The 20,172-nt window shown below is 69.1% G+C and carries 16 protein-coding genes; 9 read left to right on the top strand and 7 right to left on the bottom strand.

The features are described 5' to 3' along the window. Positions 1-6: 6 nt before the first annotated feature. Both treS and ABZV40_RS26230 read right to left on the bottom strand, forming a co-directional pair. Positions 7-1,815: a maltose alpha-D-glucosyltransferase gene (gene treS / locus ABZV40_RS26235; protein WP_355446703.1), complete on the bottom strand. Its 1,809-nt coding sequence runs from the start codon at positions 1,813-1,815 to the stop codon at positions 7-9. An 83-nt stretch (positions 1,816-1,898) separates the two neighbouring features. Then, complete coding sequence (locus ABZV40_RS26230) at positions 1,899-3,875, bottom strand: alpha-1,4-glucan--maltose-1-phosphate maltosyltransferase (RefSeq protein ID WP_355446700.1); 1,977 nt, start codon at positions 3,873-3,875, stop codon at positions 1,899-1,901. A 237-nt stretch (positions 3,876-4,112) separates the two neighbouring features. On the opposite strand from ABZV40_RS26230, the gene ABZV40_RS26225 reads away from it, so the two are divergent. The 4 genes from ABZV40_RS26225 to ABZV40_RS26210 all read left to right on the top strand — a co-directional run bounded on the left by ABZV40_RS26225 (position 4,113) and on the right by ABZV40_RS26210 (position 9,795). Continuing rightward, positions 4,113-5,675 (top strand): serine/threonine-protein kinase, encoded by a 1,563-nt coding sequence (locus ABZV40_RS26225; RefSeq protein WP_355446697.1) that lies wholly within the window; start codon positions 4,113-4,115, stop codon positions 5,673-5,675. A 119-nt stretch (positions 5,676-5,794) separates the two neighbouring features. Continuing rightward, complete coding sequence (gene glgP / locus ABZV40_RS26220) at positions 5,795-8,383, top strand: alpha-glucan family phosphorylase (protein ID WP_355446694.1); 2,589 nt, start codon at positions 5,795-5,797, stop codon at positions 8,381-8,383. A 302-nt stretch (positions 8,384-8,685) separates the two neighbouring features. Then, positions 8,686-9,231: a hypothetical protein gene (locus ABZV40_RS26215; RefSeq protein WP_355446691.1), complete on the top strand. Its 546-nt coding sequence runs from the start codon at positions 8,686-8,688 to the stop codon at positions 9,229-9,231. A gap of 240 nt (positions 9,232-9,471) precedes the next feature. Continuing rightward, complete coding sequence (locus tag ABZV40_RS26210) at positions 9,472-9,795, top strand: hypothetical protein (RefSeq protein ID WP_355446688.1); 324 nt, start codon at positions 9,472-9,474, stop codon at positions 9,793-9,795. An 81-nt stretch (positions 9,796-9,876) separates the two neighbouring features. Here the strand turns inward: ABZV40_RS26210 and ABZV40_RS26205 are convergent, their stop codons facing one another. Genes ABZV40_RS26205 through ABZV40_RS26195 form a run of 3 tightly spaced genes read right to left on the bottom strand, consistent with a single transcriptional unit; the run spans position 9,877 to position 12,006 of the window. Next, on the bottom strand, positions 9,877-10,998 hold the full coding sequence (locus ABZV40_RS26205) for a hypothetical protein (protein ID WP_355446685.1): 1,122 nt from the start codon (positions 10,996-10,998) through the stop codon (positions 9,877-9,879). Positions 10,999-11,041: 43 nt separating this feature from the next. Further along, entirely contained in the window at positions 11,042-11,431 is a 390-nt protein-coding gene (locus ABZV40_RS26200; RefSeq protein ID WP_355446682.1) for a rhodanese-like domain-containing protein, read from the bottom strand. Beyond that, entirely contained in the window at positions 11,428-12,006 is a 579-nt protein-coding gene (locus ABZV40_RS26195; RefSeq protein WP_355446679.1) for a cysteine dioxygenase family protein, read from the bottom strand. The genes ABZV40_RS26200 and ABZV40_RS26195 overlap by 4 nt, the downstream gene beginning before the upstream one ends. Positions 12,007-12,263: 257 nt before the next feature. Here ABZV40_RS26195 and ABZV40_RS26190 point away from each other — a divergent pair, with 257 nt between their 5' ends. Continuing rightward, positions 12,264-13,085: a PIG-L family deacetylase gene (locus ABZV40_RS26190; protein WP_355446677.1), complete on the top strand. Its 822-nt coding sequence runs from the start codon at positions 12,264-12,266 to the stop codon at positions 13,083-13,085. Here the strand turns inward: ABZV40_RS26190 and ABZV40_RS26185 are convergent. Beyond that, a complete protein-coding gene (locus ABZV40_RS26185; protein WP_355446674.1) occupies positions 13,078-14,283 on the bottom strand; it encodes an L-tyrosine/L-tryptophan isonitrile synthase family protein in 1,206 nt (401 codons plus the stop codon). The two genes, ABZV40_RS26190 and ABZV40_RS26185, sit on opposite strands and share 8 nt — an antisense overlap. Positions 14,284-14,405: 122 nt before the next feature. Here ABZV40_RS26185 and ABZV40_RS26180 point away from each other — a divergent pair, with 122 nt between their 5' ends. Beyond that, a complete protein-coding gene (locus ABZV40_RS26180; RefSeq protein ID WP_355446671.1) occupies positions 14,406-15,302 on the top strand; it encodes a helix-turn-helix domain-containing protein in 897 nt (298 codons plus the stop codon). Here ABZV40_RS26180 and glgX read toward each other — a convergent pair. Beyond that, complete coding sequence (gene glgX, locus ABZV40_RS26175; protein WP_355446668.1) at positions 15,285-17,399, bottom strand: glycogen debranching protein GlgX; 2,115 nt, start codon at positions 17,397-17,399, stop codon at positions 15,285-15,287. The two genes, ABZV40_RS26180 and glgX, sit on opposite strands and share 18 nt — an antisense overlap. A gap of 223 nt (positions 17,400-17,622) precedes the next feature. Between glgX and ABZV40_RS26170 the strand changes: the two genes are divergently transcribed. The 3 genes from ABZV40_RS26170 to ABZV40_RS26160 are packed head-to-tail and all read left to right on the top strand — an operon-like array spanning position 17,623 to position 20,172. Then, positions 17,623-18,390, top strand: coding sequence for an ABC transporter ATP-binding protein (locus tag ABZV40_RS26170; RefSeq protein WP_355446895.1), 768 nt, complete (start codon positions 17,623-17,625; stop codon positions 18,388-18,390). 56 nt (positions 18,391-18,446) lie between these two features. Beyond that, on the top strand, positions 18,447-19,226 hold the full coding sequence (locus ABZV40_RS26165) for an enoyl-CoA hydratase-related protein (RefSeq protein WP_355446665.1): 780 nt from the start codon (positions 18,447-18,449) through the stop codon (positions 19,224-19,226). Then, complete coding sequence (locus ABZV40_RS26160; protein WP_355446662.1) at positions 19,216-20,172, top strand: class I SAM-dependent methyltransferase; 957 nt, start codon at positions 19,216-19,218, stop codon at positions 20,170-20,172. Before ABZV40_RS26165 ends, ABZV40_RS26160 begins: the two co-directional genes overlap by 11 nt.

Here is a 20,172-nt window from a genome sequence, read left to right as displayed (position 1 = left end):
GCGGGTTCACCTCATCTCGCCGTCGTCGCCCGCCTCTACCAGCTGGAACCAGTAGAAACCGTGACCGGGAAGGGTCAACAGGTACGGGAGTTCCCCGATCGAGGGGAACTTGACACCTCCCGTGAGCTCCAGCGGCGTGTAGTCGCGGTGCTCGGAGAGGTCCAGCTCGACGGGTTGCGGGAAGCGCGACAGGTTGTTCACGCAGAGCACGATGTCCTCGCGCCCGTCCGGTCGCTTCCACAACCGCTTGTAGGCCAGCACGCTCGGGTTCGAGCCGCCGAGCTCGGTGAAGTCGCCCTCCGCGAACGCGTGGTGCTGCTTGCGCACCTCGATCATCCGGCGGGTCCAGTTGAGCAACGACGACGAGCTGTTGAGCTGCGCCTCGACGTTCAGACCCTGGTAGCCGTACACCGGGTCCATGATCACCGGCAGGTAGATCCGGCCGGGGTCGCAGCTCGAGAAGCCCGCGTTGCGGTCCGGCGTCCACTGCATGGGGGTGCGCACGGCGTCGCGGTCGGCGAGCCAGATGTTGTCGCCCATGCCGATCTCGTCGCCGTAGTAGAGGACGGGCGAACCGGGCAACGACAACAGCAGCGCGGTGAACAGCTCGTGCTGGTTGCGGTCGTTCTCCAGCAACGGCGCCAAACGCCTTCTGATGCCGATGTTGGCCTTCATCCGCGGATCCTTGGCGTACTCCGCGTACATGTAGTCACGTTCCTCGTCCGTGACCATCTCCAGCGTCAGCTCGTCGTGGTTGCGCAGGAAGATGCCCCACTGGGCGTTCTCGGGGATGGCCGGCGTCTGCGCCAGGATCTCCGAGATCGGGAACCGCGACTCGCGGCGCACGGCCATGAAGATCCGCGGCATCAGCGGGAAGTGGAACGCCATGTGGCACTCGTCGCCGCCGACGGCCGGGTCACCGAAGTACTCGACGACGTCCGACGGCCACTGGTTCGCCTCGGCGAGCAGCACCCGGCCGGGGTACTCGTCGTCGACGACCTTGCGGCAGCGCTTGAGGAACTCGTGCGTGCGCGGCAGGTTCTCGCAGTTCGTGCCCTCCTCCTCGAAGAGGTACGGCACGGCGTCGAGGCGGAACCCGTCGATGCCGAGGTCGAGCCAGAACCTCAGGACGTCGAGCATCGCCTCCTGCACGTCCGGGTTCTCGTAGTTGAGGTCCGGCTGGTGGCTGAAGAAGCGGTGCCAGAAGAACTGCCCGCGCACCGGGTCGTACGTCCAGTTCGACGTCTCCGTGTCGACGAAGATGATCCGCGCGTCGGCATAGCGCGAGTCGTCGTCGCTCCACACGTAGTAGTCGCCGTACGGGCCGTCGGGGTTCTGCCGCGACTCCTGGAACCACGGGTGCGCGTCGGAGGTGTGGTTGAGGACCAGGTCGGTGATCACCCGGATCCCGCGCCGGTGCGCCTCCTCCAGCAGGTACACGAAGTCCTCGACGGTGCCGAACTCCGGCAGCACCGCGCGGAAGTCGCTGATGTCGTACCCGCCGTCGCGCAGGGGAGAGGCGTAGAACGGCGGCAGCCAGAGGCAGTCGACGCCGAGCCACTCCAGGTAGTCCAGGCGGGAGGCGAGTCCTCTGAGGTCGCCGGTGCCGTCACCGTTGGAGTCGCTGAACGCGCGGACCAGGACCTCGTAGAAGACGGCGCCCTTGAACCAGTTCGGGTTCTCCGTCGCGGGCTCGGCCGACTTGAAGTCCTCGGCCTGCGGTTCGACCAGGAAGCCCTCGGCGTCGACGGACTCTCCGGTGTGCGGTGTTCCCTCGAGCCCCAACGCCGCGTCGGGACGGGTCTCTTCGATCATGTTCCCACCTCGTCGGGGGTGTAGAGGCATTCGATGAAGGGCTCCTTCATCCACCTCAGGTCGATGAAGGAGCCCTTCATCGTTCAGCTGAAGCGGCGCTGCAGGCTCACGACGTGCGCGGTGGCACGCCACGGTTCGAGACGGATGTAGTTGGCCTGACCCCAGTCCCAGGTCTCACCGGTGACCTCGTCGTGCGCGATCACCCGCTCGTGCCAGTCGAACCCGAGCGCGGGCAGGTCGAGGTACAGCGTCCCCTCCTGCGCGTTGTTCGGGTCGAGGCTGACGACGACCACCACCGTGTCGCCCGTCTCCGGGTCGCGCTTCGAGTACGCGACCATCGCGTCGTTGTCCGTGTGCTGGAACTTCAGCGTGCGCATCTGCTGAAGTGCCGGATGCGCCTTGCGGATGTGGTTGAGCTTGCGCAGCCACGGTTCGAGACTGCGCCCGTCCGCCAGCGCACGGGCGTAGTCGCGTGGCCGCAGCTGGTACTTCTCGGAGTTGAGGTACTCCTCGCTGCCCGGCTTCACGGCTTCGTGCTCGAACAGCTCGTAGCCGCTGTACACGCCCCACGACGGCGAAAGCGTCGCCGCGAGAGCCGCCCTCAGCGCGAACATGCCGGGACCGCCGTGCTGCAGCGACTCGTGCAGGATGTCCGGCGTGTTCACGAAGAGGTTCGGCCGCGCCTCGTCCCAGTGGTCGCGGATGTCCTCGCCGAACTCGATCAGCTCCTGCTTGCCCGTCCGCCACGTGAAGTACGTGTAGGACTGGGTGAAACCGAGCTTGGCCAGGCCGTAGAGCCGGGCGGGACGGGTGAAGGCCTCGGACAGGAACAGCGTGTCCGGGTAGACCTCCTTGACCTTCCAGATCAGCCAGTGCCAGAAGTCCGGCGGCTTGGTGTGCGGGTTGTCGACCCGGAAGATCCGCACCCCGTGCTCGGCCCAGTGCAGGACCACCCGGAGCACCTCGTGGTAGAGGCCCTGCGGGTCGAGGTCGAAGTTGATCGGGTAGATGTCCTGGTACTTCTTGGGCGGGTTCTCCGCGTACGCGATCGTCCCGTCCGGGCGGGTGGTGAACCACTCCGGGTGCTTGAGGACCCACGGGTGGTCCGGCGCGCACTGCAGCGCGAAGTCGAGCGCCACTTCCAGCCCGAGGTCCTTCGCGCGTTCGACGAGCGCGTCGAAGTCCTCGATCGTGCCGAGCTGCGGGTGGATCGCGTCGTGGCCGCCCTCGTCCGAGCCGATCGCCCACGGGGAACCGGTGTCCTCGGGGCCGGCGACGAGCGTGTTGTTGGGGCCCTTCCGGTTCACTCGCCCGATCGGGTGGATCGGCGGGAAGTAGACGACGTCGAAGCCCATCGCCGCGACCCGGTCGAGCTCCTTGGCCGCCGTGGCGAACGTGCCGTGCACCGCCTGCCCGGTCTCGTCGATCCCGCCGGTGCTGCGCGGGAAGAACTCGTACCACGAGCCGTACGCGGCCTTCTTGCGGTCGCACCAGATCTTGTGCGTCTTCCCCTTGGTGATCAGCTCGCGCACGGGGTGCTCGAACATCACCTTCTGGACCTCGTCGGCCATCGCGGGCGCGACGCGTTCGTTCAGCGGCCGGTCCTCGTCACGCAGTGCAACCGCCGCGGACGTGAGGAGTGCTCGCTCCTGCCTCCGATCGGGTCGCCTTGCCACCCGGTCGAGCAGCTGCGCGCCGATCTCGAGGTCGTTCGCGAGATCGCCGGGCCCCTGTCCCGCCGCGATCTTCACCTCGACGGCGTGGTTCCAGGTGCCCCAGGGGTCACTCCACGCGTCGATCCGGAACGTCCACGCGCCCTCGGTGTCGGGCACGATCGTCGCGCCCCACCGGTCGAGGCCGATGCCGACCTCGTGCATTCTCGTCTGGCGGGCGACCCGGTCGTCCGGTCCGCGCCACGTGACTGTCGCGGCGAGCTTGTCGTGCCCCTCGCGCCAGACCGTCGCCTGGACCGGAACGTGTTCTCCCACAACGGCTTTCGCTGGATATCTACCAGCGGAGACCACCGGGGAGACATCGTCGATACCGAGCCGTCCACTCATCGGCAGCGCCCTTCCGCCGTGTCGGTCCGCGTCGCTCACAATCCTGCCTTGCTCGATCAAGGCGCCTGTCAGCGGGTTACCCCTTGTAGATCCGTACCCAACCGATGCCGATCGCACACCTTGACCACACCGCGTGTCCAGGGCCAGTAGCCACCATGTGGGCACTCCCGTCCTCTCGATTGGACCGATCGCGAGGTACTACCCGCGCTTCACGGCCCCGTTGGGTACCGTCCGCGCGTGAACAACAGGCTTGGCGACCGCTACGTCCTGCTCGACCAGCTCGGCGCCGGGGCGATGGGCGTCGTGTGGCGCGCACGCGACGAGCTCCTGCACCGGGACGTCGCGGTCAAGCAGCTGCTCCTGAACGACGTGCAGGCGCACGAGGTCCAGGAGGCCATTCAACGCGCGATGCGTGAAGCTCGCATTGCCGCGCGGTTGCAGCACCCGAACGCGATCGGCGTGTTCGACGTCGTGGTCGACAACGGCAAGCCGTGCCTGGTCATGGAGTACCTGCCGTCCCGCAACCTCTCCGCGATCCTCGACGAGCGCGGGCCGATGCCCCCGGTCGAGGCGGCCAGGATCGGCTCGCTGGCCGCCGGTGCGCTGGCCGCCGCGCACGCCGCCGGGATCGTCCACCGCGACATCAAGCCGGGCAACGTCCTCATTGGACGGGACGGCGCGGTCAAGATCACCGACTTCGGCATCTCGCGGGCGCTGGGCGACGTGGCGGTGACCAAGACCGGCATGCTCGCGGGCACGCCCGCCTACCTCGCGCCGGAGCTCGCCCGCGGCGCCGAGCCCGCGCCGCCGTCGGACGTGTTCTCGCTCGGCGCGACGATCTACGCGATGACCGAGGGCGAGCCGCCGTTCGGGCGCAGCACCAACGACCTCGGCCTGCTCTACAAGGTCGCGCGCGGCGAGACCCGCCCGCCGATGCGGTCGGGCCCGCTCACGCCCCTGCTCGTGCGGCTGCTCGCCAACGAGCCGTCGCAGCGGCCGACCGCGGCCCAGGCGGCCGAGGAGCTCAAGGCGATCGCGGCCGGCCACGTCGTGCCCGCCACCGCCGTGATCCCGCCGCGCCCGATGACGCCGCCGGCGGGCACCGCCGTGATGCCGTCCTCCGGTCCCGGCACCCAGACCGCGCGCCCGATGCCGCCGCAGGGGCCGCGCACCCGGCCGCCCGCGCCGCCGCGCGAACCCGAGTACGAGTACGAGCCCGAACCGGAGCCGAAGAAGAACCGGGGTCTGGTCATCGCCGCCGCGGTCCTCGCGGTGCTGCTGGTCGCGGGCCTGGCGTACGCGCTCATCCAGGGCATGGGCAAGAAGGACCACACCGCCGCTCCCAGCACCTCGACGTCGAAGACGCCCTCGCAGACCCAGTCCACCGTCGCCCGCCCGACCACGACCACCCCGCAACCGACGACCGAGAAGCCGACGTCGTCGCAGGGCTACCCGAGCCAGACGTCGGCGCCACCCGCGACCAAGTTCACGAAAGCCCAGGTCGCGCAGTTCGTGCAGCAGCACTACGCGAAGCTGCCGCAGAACGTCAAAGCGGCCCTCGCGGACTGGGACCCGGAGAACGCGCCGAGCGAGAGCTCCGAGAAGGCGTACTGGGGCGACTACTCCAAGGTCGCGATCAAGGGAAGCCCGCTGGTCACGTCGTCCGACGACGGCACCTTCCAGGTCACGACGGCCCTGCAGCTGACCGGGACGGACAACAAGACCACCACCGAGGAGCACACGCTCAAGATCTCCGGCAAGGGCGAGAAGCTGCTCATCACCGAGGAGAACCGGGGCTGAGCCCGAACCCGTATCGGCTGCTCACGGCCCGTCCCCGTCTTGACCGGTTCTGCAAGTCGTTGCAGGTGTGAGCGGGAACGTTGTCAGGCGTGCGGGGGTGGCAGGTAAGTTGCCTCGTCATGCGAGCACTTCGCCGGTTCACCGTCCGAGCCAGTCTGCCGGAGCCCCTGTCCGCGCTGAGCACGCTCGCCACCAACCTGCGCTGGACGTGGCATCCGCCGACGCAGGAACTCTTCGCCTCGATCGACTCACGCGTCTGGTCCGAGGTCGGTGGCGACCCGCTGCGCCTGCTCTCCGTCGTCGACGCCGGAAAGCTGGAGGCCCTCGCGAGAGACGAGCAGTTCCTGCTCAAGCTGCACGCTCTCGCGTCCGATCTCGAACGCTACGTCGAGGGGCCGCGGTGGTACCAGCGGCGCCAGGACGAGATCGCCCAGCGCCGTGAGCACGGTGCCACCAACGACAACCCGTTGCCGACGAGCGTCGCCTACTTCTCGATGGAGTTCGGCGTGCACGAGGCGCTGCCGAACTACTCCGGCGGCCTCGGCATCCTCGCCGGCGACCACCTCAAGGCCGCGTCCGACCTGGGCGTTCCGCTGATCGCGGTCGGTCTGCTCTACCGGTCCGGGTACTTCCGGCAGTCGCTGTCGCTCGACGGCTGGCAGCAGGAGCACTACCCGTCGCTCGACCCGCGCGGGCTGCCGCTGGAGCTGCTCACCGAGCCGTCCGGGCTGCCGCTGCTCGTGCACGTGGCGATGCCGGGCGACCGGATGCTGCGCGCCAAGATCTGGCGGGCGCAGGTCGGCCGGGTGCCTCTGCTGCTGCTCGACTCCGACGTGGAGCAGAACGACGAGGACCTGCGCGGTGTCACCGACCGGCTCTACGGCGGCGACCAGAACCACCGCATCCGCCAGGAGATCCTCGCGGGCATCGGCGGCGTGCGGGCCGTCCGCACGTTCTGCGAGCTCACCGGGCACCCGCAGCCGGAGGTCTTCCACACCAACGAGGGCCACGCGGGCTTCCTCGGCCTGGAGCGGATCCGCGAGTACATCACCAACGACGGCCTCGACTTCGACCAGGCGCTGACCGCCGCCCGTGCCGGTGCCGTGTTCACCACCCACACGCCGGTGCCCGCCGGCATCGACCGGTTCCCGGTCGACCTGGTCCAGCACTACTTCGGGTCAGAGCAGCTCGTGCCCGGCGTGAACACCCAGCGCATCCTCGCGCTCGGCGCCGAGGACAACCCCGGCATGTTCAACATGGCCCACATGGGCCTGCGGCTCGCCCAGCGCGCGAACGGTGTGTCCAAACTGCACGGTGAGGTCAGCCGGGACATGTTCCGCGGCCTCTGGCCGGGGTTCGACGCCACCGAGGTGCCGATCGGGTCGGTCACCAACGGCGTGCACGGGCCGACGTGGGCCGCGACCGAGATGAGCAAGCTGCTCGGCGCGTCCGAAGCGGACAACCACAACTCGAGCCTCGGGCTCGGCGCGTTCCAGCCGGTCACCGACGCGGGCCTGTGGGAGCTGCGCACCACCCTGCGCGGCCGCCTGGTCACCGAGGTCCGCAGGCGCCTGCGCGAGTCGTGGCTGCAGCGCGGCGCGTCGGCGCTGGAGCTGGGCTGGACCGACTCGGTGTTCGACCCGGCCGTGCTGACCGTCGGTTTCGCCCGCCGCGTGCCGACCTACAAGCGCCTCACGCTGATGCTGCGCGACCCGGAGCGGCTGCGGTCGTTGCTGCTGCACCCGGAACGGCCGGTCCAGCTGGTCGTGGCGGGCAAGTCGCACCCGGCCGACGACGGCGGCAAGGCGCTGATCCAGCAGATCGTGCGCTACGCCGACGACGCGGGCGTGCGGCACCGGATCGTGTTCCTGCCCGACTACGACATGTCCATGGCCCGGTACCTGTACTGGGGCTGCGACGTGTGGCTGAACAACCCGATGCGCCCGTTGGAGGCGTGCGGCACGTCCGGCATGAAGGCGGCGTTGAACGGCGGCCTCAACCTGTCCATTCGCGACGGTTGGTGGGACGAGCTCTACGACGGCTCGAACGGCTGGGCCATCCCGACCGCGGACGGCGTCAACGACCCGATCCGCCGGGACGACCTCGAGGCCAACGCGCTGTACGAGCTGCTCGGCTCGCAGGTCGCGCCGCTGTTCTACGACCGGGGCGAGGACGGCGTGCCGACCCGCTGGATGTCGATGGTCCGGCACACGCTGGCCTCGCTCGGACCGGTCGTGCAGGCGTCGCGCATGGTCCGCGAGTACGTGGAGACCTACTACGCACCGGCCGCCGCGTCCGCGCAGAACGTCGTCGGTGACGGCTTCCGCGGCGCGAAGGAGCTGTCGTCGTACCGCCACCGGCTGCGCGCCTCGTGGACGCGGGTGCGGGTGCTCGACAGCGACCTGGTGCTCGGCGGTTCGTCGGTGCCGGTGCTGGGCGCGCCGGTCACCGTGCGGGCGCGGGTCGAGCTGGCCGGGCTGGAGCCGTCCGAAGTGGACGTCCAGGTCGTGCTCGGCAAGGTGTCGAACGACTCCGACGAGCTCAAGGACGTCGTCACGGCGCCGATGACCTACACGGGCAACGGCAACTACGAGGCCGAGGTGCCGCTGCCGCACGCGGGCGCGCTCGGCTACACCGTGCGGGTGCTGCCCAGGCACGGTCTGCTGGCGTCCCCGGCCGAACTCGGCAGGGTCGTCCTGGCCAGCTGACCAGGGCTTAGATCAACACAGGGCATCCAGTTCGTCGTCGAACGACGAGCTGGATGCCCTGATGTGTTCGTCTTCTTTGTTTCCTGTTCACTGCTCGTGACCTGACGCAGGCGTGTGTTCGATTCAGGACCCTTCCCTCATTCGAATGAGGGGTTTTACGAGTGGGTGAATTCGCGATCTCCGCTGGTAGGGGTCGGTGAGCGGGCATACGCTCTGTCGCATGGAATGAACCGCACCAGAATTCCTGTGATGGCATTCCCGGCGCGGCTCCAGTGAATTGCGCATTGAGGAAGAAGGTAGCCGTGAAGAAAACGATTACCGCGCTCTCGCTCGTTGCAGCTCTGTTCACCGCCTCAACCATCCCGGCTGCCAGTGCGACGCCTGCCGCGCCAGAACTCCCAGCCGCCTGCGCCGGGATCGTGACGGATCTCGCCGGGAAGCTCACGAAAGTCGTCAGCAGCCTGTTGCCACTTCCGAACGTCGGCGCGGTGACACCGTTGATCGGTGACCTGCTCGGCCTGGTGACAGCACTGCAGAGCTCCGGGTGTCTGCCGGCGGTGCCCACGAGCGGCCTGCCGGTGCCGGTTCCGGTGAAGGGCGTCGAGTACGCCGGTCCCGTCGACCAGTGCCTGCCGGTCGTGCTGAACCTGATCTCGTCCATCGCGGGACTCGGCGGCACGATCCTGGGCGCGGCCAGTGGCGGTCTGCCGGACGTCGGAAAGATCACCGGGATCCTGACGACGTTGCTGAAGACCGTCACCGACCTGTTGAGCAAGTGCGGCCTACCGGCTCCGCCCGGCGGTCTGCCGGCGCTGCCCGGCCTGCCGCTGCCGGTCGAGCACAGCTGATCCGCACGCGGGGTGGGAAAGGGCTCGTCACCGGTCTCGGTGACGAGCCCTTTCCCGTGTGCATTCCGTAGTATTCCGAGCAGTGCGGAATACGGGTGACCACCTGCGGCATCACCCGTTTGTCGCAGTTCAAGCGCTTTTCGGAACTGCACACAATGGTGCGACCGATTCGTTTTTGCTCGGACGGTGTGGTTAATCTGCGATTGCTCGATCCGCTGCTCGCAGAACGGAATTTCGCAGATGATCAAGAAAGCAATCGTCCTCGGTGCCGCAGTCGCAGGCATGGGCCTGTTCGCGGCCACGGCACAGGCCGCTCCCACCCAGAGCCGGGACGTGCTGGACACGCAGCTGGTGGGCCCCATCACGATCACCGCGCTGTCGCACAACCCGTGGACGTCCGGCAACGGCAACGTCACCGGATCGGGCAACATCGGAGGCAACGGCAACAACGTCGGAAACAACAACAACGGAGGTAACGGCAACAGCAATGGTGGCGGCGGCAACAACGTCGGTGCGGGCAACTCGGGCGGGAACGGCAACAATTCGCCCGCCTTCCCCGGCTGACCCCCACGTCTGATGGGTTACGCGGGAGCTTTCGTACTCTCGTGCAGCACGCGGGGGCCCGCGTTCCCTGCCGGCCAGGGGTTAGGTGATCTCCAGACGGGCGCGGGTCGCCGCCACCCGCGGACTCCAGCCCGCGAGCTCGTGCGCTTCGGCCACGAGCTCGCGGGCCTTCGCGTTGTTGCCGTCCGCCATCCACGCCCGCGCGACCGTGATCAGGTCGTCGGCCCTGCCCAGCGCGTTCTCGCTCGACTCCGCCGCCCAGCCTCCGAGCTGCCTCGCCCTGGCGTAGTCGCCCTCGATCAGCGCCAAGACCGCCAGCGTCCCGTTCGACCGGTGCTTCGGATAACCGGCCTCGTAGGCGTTGTTCAGCATGCTGCGGGCCGTCTCCAGCCCGACCTCGCGGGGAAACTGCCCGGCCTCGACCGCCAGCGCGGCGATCCCGGCGGTGGTGGCCATGACGAACGCCAGCTCACGCGTGCCGAGGTCCTGCCGCCCGCTCAGGCCGATCACCGTCTGCAGCGCGTCGAGGTACCGCTCGCGGGCGCACTCCGTCACGACCTTGAGCCCGACGACGGTGAGCAGGTCCGCGTGATCGGGCACCAGCTCGTCGTGGATCCGTTCGGCCTCGTCGAGGTCACCGCGGTGGTAGGCGTCCATGCCGGCCAGCACCCGCGGCCGCGCCTCCAGCTCGGCGAGCCGGCGTCCGGACAGCCTCGGCAGCGTGAACACGAACCAGCCCAGGCTGGTGTGCCCCGGCTGCTCCACCGGCACGAGCTGCAGCAGGAGGCAGGCCGTGGCGGCCAGGGCCAGTCCCTTGCCGAACGCCGTCCCCGCCGCGAGCCAGCAGGCCGCCGCGATCGCCGCGCAGAAGACGATCGACAACGCTCCTGTGAGGACGGTCCGCCTGCGCACGCCAGGCCTCAGCCCGGTGATGCCGATCGTGGCGAGCACCGGGATGGTCCGCAGCACGATCCGCCGGTGCGTCCTCGTCCACGACTTGAGCTCGCCGCCGAGGCCGATGATCACGTGGGTGATCCGGAGTCCGAAGAGGACGGCGCCGAGCGCGAGTCCCGCCTGGACCGCGGTCAGTTCGAGCAACAGGCCGGCGAACGCGCCCGCCAGGCCGACGAGGAAGTCCGAGAGGGTCCAGGCGATCGTGCCGGCCACCACCAGGGCCGTCACGACCCAGCGCACCACTGTCACGATCTCCAGACGCTACCGGCGCGACACCGGTTCCACGTGCGGATCAGACAACCGCCTGCGAGCCGCCCTCCCTGATCGGCAGGCCCGCCGCGCGCCAGCCCCGGTAGCCGCCGACGAGATCGGTGGCGTTCGGCAGCCCGATCCGCTGCAGGTCCCGCGCGGCCAGCGACGACGCCCAGCCCTCGTTGCACACGACGACCACGGTCGTGTCGGCGGTGAAACCGGGCAGCCGCCAGTCGCCGACGGGGTCGAGCCGCCACTCCAGCACGATCCGCTCGACCACGACGGAGTTCTCGATCTCGCCCTCGGCCAGCCGGTTGTGGATCGGCCGGATGTCGACGATCAGCGCGTCCTCGCGCTGGTGCAGCTCGTGCGGTTCGAGGCGCTTCAGGTGCGAGCGCGCCTCTTCGAGGATGGTGTCGACGGCGCTCACGGGCCCTCCTGGTCGGCCAGCTGACGCAGCTCGGACAGCGGGAGGCGCTGGGCCGGCAGCGGCGGGATCGAGTCGGGGATGTCGAGCAGGGAGGCGTACTCGCGGGTCGGCACGAGCGGCGGCGAGTAGGCGTGCACGCTCGCGGCCGGGGCGTCGAACGGGTTCGTCACCTGGTGCGCGCGGCCGGAGCCGAAGCCGACCGCCTCGCCGGTGGTGCGGACCGCCGTGCGGATCGGTCCGGCCGGGTAGCGGTAGTCCTCGTTCAGCGCGCCGGTCAGCACGGTGAACGAGCCCGCGGAACCGCCGTGGTCGTGCGGCTCGGTGCCCTGGCCAGGCAGCCACGACAGCAGCCACAGCTCCACGCCCTCGGTCAGGCCGAGCCGCGCCCACCAGCGGCGTTCGGTCGAGTATTCGAGGACGGACAGCAGGCCCGCGGTCAGCTCGCTTGCCACGAACGAGGTCAGGTCGCGCAGTTCGCGCGGCGTCCACAGGGATCGGGACGGGTGGATCACGTCACGCAGCAACTGGCTGTCCAGCGCCGGGTGCAGGTCGTACGCAGAGATGGTCGAAGTCACCGGTTCGCTCCTGATAGCACCGTCAAGGGGTAGCGATCAAGACGCGACGCAGCGGCTCAGCGCGCGCGTCGCGTCGAGCTACACCCGCACGACGCCACGAGCACGAGGTCGATCGTGCGGTCGGACCAGAAGAAGAGGACCGGCACGCGGCCGATGGTGCCAGACCGTCTCGGAACGTGGCTAGAGCGTCCACACCCTGGTCTGTGGTCTTCACCAAACCTTGCGACCGGCCGGCTCCGGACCGTAGTCAGGTGGTCATGGAGCTCAGTCGCCGAAAGGCGCTCGCACTCGGTGCCGCCGCAGCCCTGCTGCCCACGGGCACCGCCCACGCGGCCACCGCGCCCGCGATCTTCTACTCACCGCACCAGGACGACGAGTCGCTGGCGATGGCCGGGTCGATCCGCGAGCACGAGGAAGCCGGACGTCAGGTGATCCTCGTGCTGCTCACCAGAGGTGAGAACGGCGGGTTGCTCGACATCATGAACGGCACCGCGGACTGTCCGTTGGGGCAGGATTGCCCCGGCGGTGGTTCACACAGCTTCGGTCTCGTGCAGGACGACATCGTCCGCGGCCGCACCGCCGAGTTCAAGGCCGCCGCCGGGCGTCTCGGCGTCGACCGGGTGGTGGTGCGGGACCGGCCGGACTCCGCGTGGACCGACTACGCGGGGTTCGTGCGGGAGGTCCGCGACACGATCCTGGAGTTCGAGGCCCGGTACCCCGGCGCGTCGCACAAGCTCGTCGACGGCTGTCGCGACGTGATCTACGGGTCGGACCCCGACGAGCCGAACCTGACGCACAAGGCGTGCCGTGAGGCGGCGCAGGGGTTGGAAGGTCAGATCGCGGACTTCCGCTACTACTGGGTCTACGGCTACACGTACCCGCAGGAGCTGCGCACGGCCGATTACGTGCTTCCGTTGAGCGACAAGCAGTTCGCGCGCAAGAAGCAGGCGCTGGCCGAGTACCGCCGCTGGGACCCGAAGCACGGCAGGTACGCGCTCGGGTACCACAGCGTCGGCAAGCTGATGATGGACCCGGCGGCGGCGGATCCGCACGAGTACATCGACCTTCCCGCTAGCTGATCTCGCGGTAGTAGTAGGGGAACGGGTCGTTCGGGAGGTGCACCGGGATCGCGCCGCGCAGCTTGGCGTCGAGCTCGGTGCGCACCCGCCACTGGCCGTTGGGCTTCAGCACGGCCACGCCCTGCCACGGGAAGACGTTCGTGAACTTGTTGACCAGGTGGAAGCCCCACTGGCCGGGTTTCGGGTGGACGGTGCCGCGGATCGAGTGCGGGTAGTAGCGCGGCACCATGTTCATGACGCGCAACGTGTAGAGCGTCAGCGTGAAGCGCAACGCGTACTCGTCGGCGCGCTTGAGGATGTGGTCGCCCACCGCGCGCATCTCCGCCGCCGCCTCGGCGACGTCCTCGCCCGCGACCGTGCGTGAGAGCACCTGACTGAGCAGATGCACGGCCTCGGCGTGCGTGTTCATGTTCGCCGTGAGGTTGCGGACGAGGTACTTGCGGTGTGCGTCGTCGGTGTTGTCCTCCCACCACTTGCGCACCTTCGGTTCGAGGCGTGCCTTCACGTCGTCGAACTCGTCCTGCACCGATGCCACGACATCGTCGAGCATGTCGACCATCGTGATCGTCTTCTCGGCGTCGAGGTCGCGGATCATCTGCTCGGCGTCGGCGCGGTAGCAGCGCGCCTCGTGGTCGCTCACGCCGAACAACGGGCCGTAGATCATGCCGTCGCTGATCACGTGCATGACCGCGCCGGGCTCGTGCACGAGGCTGATCGCGTGGCTCAGCTCGATCAGCCGCTGCAGGTTCAGCAGCTCGGCCATGTCGGGGGACCGGCGTCGGACCTTCACCGGGTTCGGGATCTTGAACGGGTACGACGGCAGCGTCACCGGGATCGGCGTGCCCTGCTCGACGTGCAGGCGCAGGGTGTCCTGCCACAGCTCCCAGTTCTCCTGGAAGCGGGTCTTCTCGACGCTGCCCGCCCGGTAGCGGCCGCTCGCCATGAGCTCGAAGATCCGCCGTGCCGGGTCGTCGACCCTGGCGAGCTTCGGGCCGAGCTTGTCGACGAACGTCTCGGCCTCCAGCAGCGCGGTCGTCCGGATCGCCGCGTGGTCAATTGACTCGACGACCTCGGGTTCCGGTTCTTCGGCGCCGAGCGCCGCCACTTCGCCGCGCACGGCTTCCGTCGGACTCAGCATCACGAACCACGGGTCGACGGTTTCCGCGTCGAGCGTGGCGGTGGTTGTTTCGCTGGGCACGGCGTGCTCCCTCGTGGTGACCGAATTCGGACTGGGACGCGGCGGAGTCGTTGCTATTCTCGGCATTGACCTCCGCTGCCGCCAAGAGGTGAAAAAACGCCACGGAGGAGGGTTTTCGGCCAATGCACCGCGTTGTTGTCTACGTGCCCGAGGGGGTTGTCCTGCTGGCGCTCGGCATCGTGTCCTGCGCATTCGAGGACGAGCTCGGCGACAACTCAGTCCGCTACCAATTGAGATATGCGTCTCGAAATGGGCGGAATGTGTCCACCTCGCACCGGCTGGTCGTCGAGACGCACGGTGGGCTGGAACTCCTCGACCACGCCGACACCGTCGTCGTACCCGGATTCACCAGCGTCAACCGGGCGGTTCCCGGCGAAGTCGTCGGCGCACTGCGGGCCGCGTGGCTGTCGGGGGTGCGTCTCGTCGGGTTCGGCACGGGTGCCTTCGTGCTGGCAGAGTCCGGTGTGCTGACCGACGGCTCAGCCGCGATCGCTCCTGAGTGGTCCGACGTGTTCGCCCGCAGGTTCCCGCAGGTCGACGTGGCGTCCGGTGCGCCCCACATCGAGTGGAGGGGTGCGTTCACGTCGAGTGACACGGCGGGAACCGTCGCCCTCCTGCGACATCTCATTCGGCGTGATGCGGCCGGTGAATCGGACAGTCTCGCCTCGTTGCGCGAATGGATGGTGGACAACCTGGAATCGCCGTTGCCGCTCAGTGAACTCGCGGAACGTGCGCAACTCTCACAACGCACGCTGATCCGAAGATTCCGTGCCGAAACGGGCCTGTCTCCCGGCCAGTGGGTCCTCGCCCGGCGCATCGACGCGGCGAAGACCTTGCTCGAAACGACGGACCAGACCGTCGAGCGAATAGCCCGGTCCGTCGGGTTCAGTGCCGCGAGCGCACTGCGCAATCATTTCAAGAAGATGACCGGGGTCACACCCGCGAATTACCGCGAGGTGTCCCGCAAACTCGGCAGGCACCTGCGTTCGGTCGACCGCCGGTCACCGCGGCACGCGTAGCAACAACAGCGAACGCGCCTCCAGCGTCACCTTCGCCCTCGGCAGCACGGCGGCGGGCTCCGCGGGTGAGCCGTCCAGCGTCGTCGTGTCGAGGAACGGCTCGTACGACGGCCCGTACCGCTCGTGCGGCAGCGTCACCGTGATGGGGTCCGCCCCGGCGTGCATGAGCAACAGCCACGAGTCGTCCGACACCAGCTCGCCGTCCCGCGTGCGCGACAGGCAGTTCGAGCCGTCGATGAACATGCCGAGCGTGCGCCGGCCCTCGTCGAACCAGTCGGTCTCGGCCATCTCCTGCCCGTCCGGCCGGAACCACACCAGGTCCGGGTTGCCGCTGGGCGTCGTCCGTCCCTCGAAGAACTCGGGCTGCCGCAGCGCGGGCGAGCTGGCCCGCAGGTCGATCAGCCGCTGGGTGAACCCGAGCAGCGCCTTGCTCGCGTCCGACTCCGTCCAGTCCACCCACGACACCGGCCCGTCGAGGCAGTACGGGTTGTTGTTGCCGTGCTGCGTGCGCCACATCTCGTCGCCCGCCACCATCATCGGCGTGCCGGTCGACAACAGCAGCGTCGCGAGCAGGTTGCGCGTCTGCTTCGCGCGGAGCCGGAGGACGTCCGGGTCCGTCGTCTCGCCTTCGGCCCCGCAGTTCCACGACCGGTTGTCGTTGGTGCCGTCGCGGTTCTCCTCGCCGTTGTCCTCGTTGTGCTTGTCGTTGTAGGACACCAGGTCCCGCAGCGTGAACCCGTCGTGCGCGGTGATGAAGTTGATCGACTGCCACGGCCGGCGCAGGTCGTCCGCGTAGAGGTCGCTCGACCCGGACAGCCGGTACGCCAGGTCGCGCACCGACGTGTGGCCGCGCCAGAAGTCCCTGACCGTGTCCCGGTACCGGCCGTTCCACTCGGCCCACTGCACCCCGAAGTCGCCGACGCGGTACCCGTCGCCGGTCGCGTCCCACGGCTCCGCGATCAGCTTCGCCCGGCACAGCACCGGGTCCGTCGTGATGGCGGTGAGCAGAGCGCTGTCCCGGTCGAAGAACCCGCCGCCGGGCCGGCCCATCGTGGACGCCAGGTCGAACCGGAAGCCGTCCACGCCCATCTCGTCGGCCCAGTACCGCAACGAGTCCGTCACCAGCCGCACGACCTGCGGCGACCCGGCGTCCAGCGTGTTGCCGCACCCGGTGATGTCCACCGTGCTGCCACCGCCCGCGTGCAGGTAGTAGCCGGGTGCGTCGAACCCGCGGAAGCAGATCGTCGGCCCGCCCGGCCCGCCCTCGCACGTGTGGTTGTAGACGACGTCGATCAGCACCTCGATGCCCGCGGCGTGCAGCGCCGCCACCATCGTCCGGAACTCCTGGATCTCCCGGCCCGGCTCACTCGCGTACGCCGCGTGCGGCGCGAAGTACCCCAGCGGCGAGTACCCCCAGTAGTTGCTCGCGCGCCTGCTGATCAGCGACGGCTCGTCCTGGAACGCCTGCACCGGCAGCAGCTCCACCGTCGTGACCCCGAGCCGCGTGAGGTGCTCGATCGCCGCCGGGTGCGCCAGCCCGAGGTACGTGCCCCGCAGCTTCTCCGGGATGTCGGGATGCCTCTTCGTGAACCCCTTCACGTGCAGCTCGTAGATGACGGCTTCCTCGAACGGCACCTCGGGCTTGACCCCGGTGTCCGCCCCGCCCGGCGAGCTGACGACGGAGAGCGGCACCGACCCCAGCGAGTCGACCGCCGACGGCGCCCCGTGCATCGGGTCGCCGACGTACCCGAGCGCGGCCTCCAGGTCCGTGATGCTCCCGGTGATCTGCCGCGCGTACGGGTCCACCAGCAGCTTCGCGGGGTTGCACCGCAGCCCGCGCCCCGCGTCGTACGGCCCGTGCACCCGGAACCCGTACCGCTGCCCCGGCGTGACGCCCGGGACGAGCCCGTGCCACACGCCGAACGTCCGCTCGGTCAGCTCGACCCGCTTCTCCGTCCCGTCGTCGTTGATCAGGCAGACCTCGACGGCATCGGCGACGTGCGACGTCACCGCGAACCGGACACCGCCCGCCTCGGCGTGCGCCCCCAGCGGGAACGGACGGCCTGCCAGCACCTCGGACTCCGGTCGCGTAGCCATACCTCCGATCTTGGCATCCGGCACCGACAAAAAACTTGAGAGTTCACACCGGCGGCGCAGCCGGAAGTGCACGCGGGGAGCTTTCGTGCACTCCTGGCGCACGCAGCGTCCCCGCGTGTTCTCCGCAGCAGGCCGCGGTGTACCCCGATGGAGGGGCCGGGGTGAGGCGTTGGGAAGAATGCGGGGCGTGGCGGACGTCGACGTGACAGATCTGGTCGTGCACATGGCGGGCGTGTCGGTCCGCCGAGGGAAGAACACGCTGGTCGGCAACATCGACTGGAGCGTGGAACTGGACGAGCGCTGGGTCGTGCTGGGCCCGAACGGCGCCGGCAAGACCACCCTTCTGCGCTTGGCGAGCGCCGAGCTGCACCCGACCAGGGGCAAGGTCCACCTGCTGGGCGAGCGCCTGGGCAAGACCGACGTGCAGGAGCTCAAGCCCCGGATCGGCCTGTGCTCGGCGGCGCTGAACGGCCGCGTCCCGGCCGACGAGAAGGTCGTCGACCTCGTCGTCTCCGCCGGCTACGCGGTGCTGGGCCGGTGGCGCGAGGAGTACGGCAAGCTCGACACCGACCGCGCCCGCGAGCTGCTCGGCACGCTCGGCATCGAGCACCTGGCCGACCGCCTCTACGGCACGCTCAGCGAGGGCGAGCGCAAGCGCACCCTGATCGCCCGCGCGCTGATGACCGACCCGGAGATGCTGCTGCTCGACGAGCCCGCCGCCGGGCTCGACCTGGGCGGACGCGAGGACCTGGTGGCCAAGCTGTCCGAACTGGCGCTGGACCCGGACGCGCCCGCGATGGTGCTGGTGACGCACCACGTCGAGGAGATCCCGCCCGGCTTCACGCACGCGCTGCTGCTGCGTGAGGGCTCGGTCGTCGCTCAGGGCCTGCTCGAGGACACCCTCACCGAGGAGAACCTCTCGAAGACGTTCGGTCAGGACCTGGAACTGCAACGCTCCGGTGACCGCTTCTTCGCCCGGCGCAAGGTCTGACAAGCTACCGCCGGGTAACGTGACATCGCCGTCGCGAGAAACAAGGAGGACCGCGCGTGGCTGAGTTCGTGAGGCTCGAGGTCGAGGACGGGATCGGCACGATCCGGCTGGACCGGCCGCCGATGAACGCCCTGAACCGGCAGGTGCAGACCGAGCTCCAGGCCGCCGCCAAGGAGGCTGCCGAGCGTTCGGACGTCTACGCGGTCATCGTCTACGGCGGTGAGAAGGTCTTCGCGGCCGGCGCCGACGTCAAGGAGTTCGCGCAGATCTCCCACGCCGAGATGACGCTGCGGGCCAAGGGCCTGTCGGACGCCCTCGGCGCACTCGCCTCGGTGCCGAAGCCGACCGTCGCCGCTCTGACCGGCTACGCGCTGGGTGGCGGGTTCGAGGTCGCGCTGGGCTGCGACCGCCGCATCGCCGGTGACAACGTCAAGGTCGGCCAGCCCGAGATCCTGCTCGGCCTGATCCCCGGCGGTGGCGGCACGCAGCGCCTCGCCCGGCTGATCGGTCCGTCGAAGACCAAGGACCTGCTCTACACCGGCCGGTTCGTCGGCGCCCAGGAGGCGCTGGAGATCGGCATGGTCGACGAGGTCGTCGCACCGGACGACGTGTACGCGGCGGCGGTGCGGTGGGCCAAGCAGTTCGTCAACGGGCCGGTCCTGGCGCTGGCCGCGACCAAGGCCGCCGTCGACGGTGGCCTCGACACCGACCTGGAGTCGGGGCTCAAGTTGGAGAGCCACCTCTTCGCGGCCCTGTTCGCGACGGAGGACAAGAAGGCGGGCGTCCAGTCGTTCATCGAGAACGGGCCCGGGAAGGCGAAGTTCAGTGGCAACTGATCCGGCACCCAACCCGCACGCGACCGCGGAAGAGGTCGAGGCGGCGTACAAGGACACCAAGCTCGCGCAGGTGCTCTACCACGACTGGGAAGCGGGCACGTACGACGAGAAGTGGTCGATCTCGTACGACGACCGCTGCATCACCTACGCGACGGACCGCTTCCGCGCCGCCGCCGGTGACGTCGGCCCGTACGAGCACGCGCTGGAACTGGGCTGCGGCACGGGTTTCTTCCTGCTGAACCTCATGCAGGGCGACGTGATCAAGAAGGGCTCGGTCACCGACCTCTCGCCCGGCATGGTCGAGGTCGCGCTGCGCAACGCCGAGCACCTCGGGCTCGACGTCGACGGCAGGGTGGCCGACGCCGAGCGGATCCCGTACGACGACAACACGTTCGACCTCGTCGTCGGCCACGCGGTGCTGCACCACATCCCGGATGTGGAGCAGGCGATGCGCGAGGTGCTCCGCGTGCTGAAGCCCGGTGGCAAGTTCGTGTTCGCGGGCGACCCGACGAACATCGGCAACTTCTACGCCCGCAAGCTCGGCCAGGCGACGTGGTGGCTGACCACCAACATCACCAAGGCCGTGCCGGCTCTCGGCGGGTGGCGCCGTCCGCAGGAGGAACTCGACGAGTCCTCTCGTGCCGCTGCTCTCGAAGCCGTCGTCGACCTGCACACGTTCGACCCGGACCAGCTGGAGGCGACGGCTCGCCGTGCCGGGGCGGTCGGGGTGCGCGCGGTGACCGACGAGCTCTCGGCCGCGTTGTTCGGCTGGCCGGTGCGCACGTTCGAGGCCGCCGTGCCGCGCGAGAAGCTGGGCTTCGGCTGGGCGATGTTCGCCTACCGCACCTGGCAGAACCTCTCGTGGGTCGACCAGAACGTCCTCGCGAAGGTCCTGCCGCGCGAGGTGTTCTACAACGTGTCGGTCACCGGCAAGAAGCCGTCCTGA

This window comes from Lentzea sp. NPDC004782 (assembly GCF_040609115.1).
Taxonomy (GTDB): Bacteria; Actinomycetota; Actinomycetes; order Mycobacteriales; family Pseudonocardiaceae; genus Lentzea.
This window is presented reverse-complemented; position numbering and strand designations above follow the sequence as displayed.